5 protein-coding genes are annotated in these 4577 nt (G+C 55.0%); 2 read left to right on the top strand and 3 right to left on the bottom strand.

The annotated features are described in order from the left end of the window. The first annotated feature begins 188 nt into the window (after positions 1–188). A complete protein-coding gene (locus tag X742_RS1000000171805; protein WP_023775523.1) occupies positions 189–854 on the top strand; it encodes an outer membrane beta-barrel protein in 666 nt (221 codons plus the stop codon). A gap of 4 nt (positions 855–858) precedes the next feature. Here the strand turns inward: X742_RS1000000171805 and X742_RS140755 are convergent, their stop codons facing one another. The 3 genes from X742_RS140755 to X742_RS140770 all read right to left on the bottom strand — a co-directional run bounded on the left by X742_RS140755 (position 859) and on the right by X742_RS140770 (position 3718). After that, positions 859–1452, bottom strand: coding sequence for a GNAT family N-acetyltransferase (locus X742_RS140755; RefSeq protein WP_198019281.1), 594 nt, complete (start codon positions 1450–1452; stop codon positions 859–861). A gap of 789 nt (positions 1453–2241) precedes the next feature. After that, a complete protein-coding gene (locus X742_RS1000000174545) occupies positions 2242–2577 on the bottom strand; it encodes a hypothetical protein (protein ID WP_156939489.1) in 336 nt (111 codons plus the stop codon). Between the two features lie 604 nt (positions 2578–3181). Then, entirely contained in the window at positions 3182–3718 is a 537-nt protein-coding gene (locus X742_RS140770; RefSeq protein ID WP_031248778.1) for a hypothetical protein, read from the bottom strand. Between the two features lie 403 nt (positions 3719–4121). Here X742_RS140770 and X742_RS01000000171080 point away from each other — a divergent pair. Beyond that, positions 4122–4577, top strand: a 456-nt coding sequence (locus X742_RS01000000171080; RefSeq protein WP_032925114.1) for a hypothetical protein, incomplete at its 3' end; no start/stop codon positions are given.

The raw sequence follows: 4577 nt of genomic DNA, 5'->3' as shown, positions 1-4577 counted from the left end.
CCGCCTAACGTGTCGCGGGAGCCAGCCATGAGGCAGGGCTGCATGAGGACAACGGAGCTGCCCTCCTGCCGGCCCGACTAACATCGCCGCTCCGAACTCCAGCACATATCGGCGGCGACTGTGACGGCATTACTACAGCATTTCAATGCTATATCGATTATGGTCGAACCAACGGGGTGGGATGATTCATGATCAAAATCTTCTATGCTTCAGTCGTTCTGGCTGCTCTGGCTGCACCGGCGAATGCTCAGGACGGCAACTGGACAGGATATTATGCGGGCGCAGAGCTGGGGGCCGGTTTCTCGCGCCCCGGCTTTGATGGGGCTCCATCAACAAGCAATTCGGATTTTAACGACACAGCATTTATAGGTGGCGTATACGCTGGCCACGATTGGCAGGCTGGCCAGTTTGTTTACGGCGGCGTGGCAAATTTCGATTTCCTTGGTTTTCACGATCAAAACTCGTCACAGATCGTCACCGACCCGATTTTCGGAGGAAAGACCCACTCGTACAATTACGATGTGACTTGGGTAGCATCTGCACGCGCACGAGCAGGTTTCTTAGCGTCGGATCAGTTTTTGCTGTACGGCACCGGCGGCATTGCCGTCGCCCGCATAGCAGCTTCCTCGTCAACAACCGGGATTTTCGGTGGGACCGATCACGTCAACACAACTAAAGTCGGCGGTGCATTTGGTGCAGGTGTCGAATACGCGTTCGCTCCTCAATGGTCTCTGAAGACAGAGTACGTCCACTATTTGTTCAGTGACGTCCATGTCGGTGGCAATGGCGCCGACCAGGTGACGTTCAAGCCGTCTTTTGGCACCTTGAATTTCGGAATTTCGTACCACTTCTAGCGGGCTAAGTTGGTTTGCGACCGAACGACTTGGCTGCATCGCGCACAAAGTTGCGTGACAATCCCGGCCCCTCAAAAACCGGAAGGGTCGGAATCGCCCGCACGCGCTTTTTGAACTCCTCCAGGGTCAACGCAAAGATCAACTGATCGAGGCGTTCGCCCGTTTTTGCGTCCAGTCGGTGAGACAATAGTTCGCCTTCCTGGCGCAGCATTCCAAGTCGGCAGGCCATCACTGCTGCTTGATTCCGAGCTAGCGGCTCGAACGTCAGCTTTTCCAATTTGCGTTCGACAAACATATGCCAGATCGCGAGGCGAGTTGCTTCGAATGAAATCTGGAGCCTTCGTTGTGCGTTGTCCCCGATGATGAGATGCAGCGACCCGTTGCGATGACGGGGATCGATCTCGGTCATGATCAAGCCAATCGGCTCGTCGTCGAGCAGCCGGATTGCCTGCAAGTTGCGCCATACGTTGTCAAAGGTGCCGACATAGGAGCGAAACCAATCGAGCCCCATTGCCGCACCGGGCATGTTCAACCCGGCGGCAACAGCAGGATCGGCAAGCCAGCGAGTGAAGCGCTCGTCCACTTCAACTTGTCGCAAGGTCCGGATCCGACAATTTTCGCCGGACCGATCAACCAATATCGGCCGTGGAGCCGCTGCGATTGGTGCCAAGCCTACGCGCTGGCCGGACCGAGGCATCTTGGGCATTGGGGGTCTCACTTCGATTTTTTACCCACCAATGTCCCCAGAAAACAAACTCAAAGCTAGAGCCAACACACGCCTAATTGTGCCATTGAGCGCGTATTGCTCAAACATAGGAGGGGAGCGAACTCGACGGGCGAGCCCGTCACGTCATACGGAGATGTGGCGTCGATAGCTGGCCTTGCGGACGGATTTGAAGGTCTTCTTCGGAGGAAGACTTATTCGCATAGGTTATGCGACATGGGCATTACCTCTCCGCTGGACCATACCAGCCGGTTGAATGCAAGCGGTGGACTGGTAACAACCTCAATCACCTTGAGGAGAAGCGTATCACAGGGAGTTCAGGTCTTGCAGCTCTCCCGGCAGCCCTAAATACATGGCGAGCCTTGAGGGTGGACGCAAGTTCAAGTCGACTAAAAGCGCTATCTGGGTTTGCTCGGCATTACACCCGACCAGCACAGAACCGAATGGGGTCTTGCGAAGGACTATCCTAGGTCGAACCGGGCAGCCCTAGCTAGGTCCTCTGGGCTCCGGCTGTTGAAACACTGTTTTGTTCACGAAACGTGTCAGAATCAGACGGGGCACGAACCAGATTCAAAACGGGTATCTCCGGGACTTTTTCATCAACCTGCTAGGCGACTGCTGTGCTGGTAGGGCAGCGAGCTTCGGGACGCCCGCACGCCGACTCTACATATGCAACTCTACCTTCGATTGCTGAGCGAGGGTGGCTATGTAGTCAGCATTGTTCTTCAGAATGTCGCGCGTGACGTTGACGATGACTTTCGAGGAGTCGCCCCCAGATAACTTTTCGAAAGCTTGAAGCGCGACCTTGTTCGCCGAAAAGGCTTCCGGCAAGCGGCCGTCCTTCACCAGGCTTGGCACGAAGGCCGCAATTCTCACAGCCTCCTCGTTCTTATCTTTAAGGGTATTGGCAATATCGCTGCGTTTCAGAGGGAGAAAATCTTTTGTCTTTTTGGGATTTTCATCCATTTTGTCGGCAACCTCCTTGAGCGCATCGATCAAGTCGGGCTCCAGCCCATATGGGCTGAATTGTATGGTTCCATTCTTCTTCACGTACAAGAACCTGTTAGCAATCAACCAAGAACTAAGGGCCTTCATGGTCAGGGGCGAGAAATTGTGGTCTGTGCTGCGAAGCCACCGAGTTGCCGCCCCACATGACGACATTATGTCGAAGGCATCTTCGATACTAGCCGGCGATCTGCTGACGCAACTTATCGTGACGATCGACGTCACAGTGTCCTCGGTNTGACGTGGGAGAAATCTACTTCGACCTGTTGCTTTTCGAAAGCTGCCACCAGGAACAGGGGGAACGAGCTGATCGAGTTGTCGTTCCACTTCACAAAAGCTGCGAAGGGCTGGCTCGCGACATCCCCTGACCGCACTTCCGAAGTTTTGAGCGCCTCCGAAAGCTCCGTGAAGACAGGGTCTGTACGGAAATCTCGATTGATGCCGCCCTGCTTGGCCTCGGACGCCGGTCTGACAGAATATTGAATCGTAATGCGGTCCTCAGCGAGGGCGGGGGACCAGGATGTGATAAGGGTGAGGGCTCCAATCCCACTTAGCAGGCCTAGGAGTCTTGCTCGATGCGCAACCATTCGGTCCTCAGTCATTTTGTAGCTTTCAAGCCGACCAGCATCATGACGTATCCGGATAGCGTTGTCGCCGTCTCGAGAAACATGCTCGATATCAACGCCACGGATTTCCTTGCTTCTTCCCCGATCGCTTCCACCGCAACGTCGAACATCAGAGCGTTGGCGACACAGGCAAACACGCCAGTCAGCGGAATGAGGAAAAGGAATAGCCCCCACCGAATGAAGTTAACACTCTTGTAGTTTGCGGCCGTAATCGCCGTGGCGACAGGAAGCAGCAGGTTTTTGATCGAGCCAGCATAGCGGGACTGGTCAGACGCGACCGCGAGGAGGAATTCGACGGTATGGGCGCCGATTTTGCCGTTGGTGCTGTCCCAGATTTGCCACCCGGAAGACACCGTCACGGCGAAGATCGGAACGCAATAAGCGCCGAGCAACAGGATCAGCAATACATTGAGTTGCAAATCCTGCCCTGGCGACGGCGCATTCTGCACAGCGGGAGGCTTAGCCGGAGCAGGGTTGCCGGTACCGGCTGCGGGGGCAGGGGATGACATTTAAATCCTCCGACTTTGCTCGACGATAAGTCGACACGCTCGACCAGCTCGTGTCCCACTATAGGTGGAGTAACTCGATCTAAATCATGTGTGGAAGCAAGACCCCGTTACAACCCCATTACGATTTTGCTGAGTTGTCAATTGGCATGTTAGAAACATCTTGTGCACGACCCTCACGGCGGCTGCGCGGGATGGTGCGATTGCCTGTGTTTTCATTGTTTTAGATAACGGCCAAGTGGGTTCGTATTAACGGTCGCTATGTTAAGCGCATCGGGCGCAAAGGCCCTCGCCACCGACGTTAACCCTGCAGACCAACATTCGCGTAAGTCACCGCCAACTTACTAAATTGCGTCAGCTGGACCTCCTTGTCTATGCGTTGTAGTATCAGGAGGGTTGGGGGCTAATGAACGGTCTCTCGAAAAAATTTCTCATAGCTGCCTTGCTGATAATGACGCAAGGCACCGGCCTGCATCAGATCACTGCGGCCGGCATGGGCGTGCACCCGATAGAAATACGGCCGATTGAGCCGATCCGCCCATTCGATTCAATCGGGAAGGACGGAGTAGACCCCAGGTTCAGAGACCCCGGGGACGAGACTAAAGATTTCGGCAGGTCAAATGGAACATCCGACGCCATCGGGAAGGCCGAGGCTCGCCGCGAGGCACTTGAACTCGTCAGGGATCAGCTGGGAAAACTATCCAACCCTCTGCCAGGAAGCGATTTCAAACCTGTGCGGGAGGGCGACACCATCTGGTTTGAATCCCCCAGATACAAAGGACTCAGGTTTTCTTATGAGGCCCTGTTCGGCGGCGAAATGTGGCTGGCCAACGCCATCCGCGGCCCTCCAGTTGTCATCAAT

It is taken from the genome of Mesorhizobium sp. LNHC229A00 (assembly GCF_000502415.1).
Lineage (GTDB): Bacteria > Pseudomonadota > Alphaproteobacteria > Rhizobiales > Rhizobiaceae > Mesorhizobium.
Note: the sequence above shows the minus strand (reverse complement) of the source record. Positions and strands in the feature narration are given on the sequence as shown.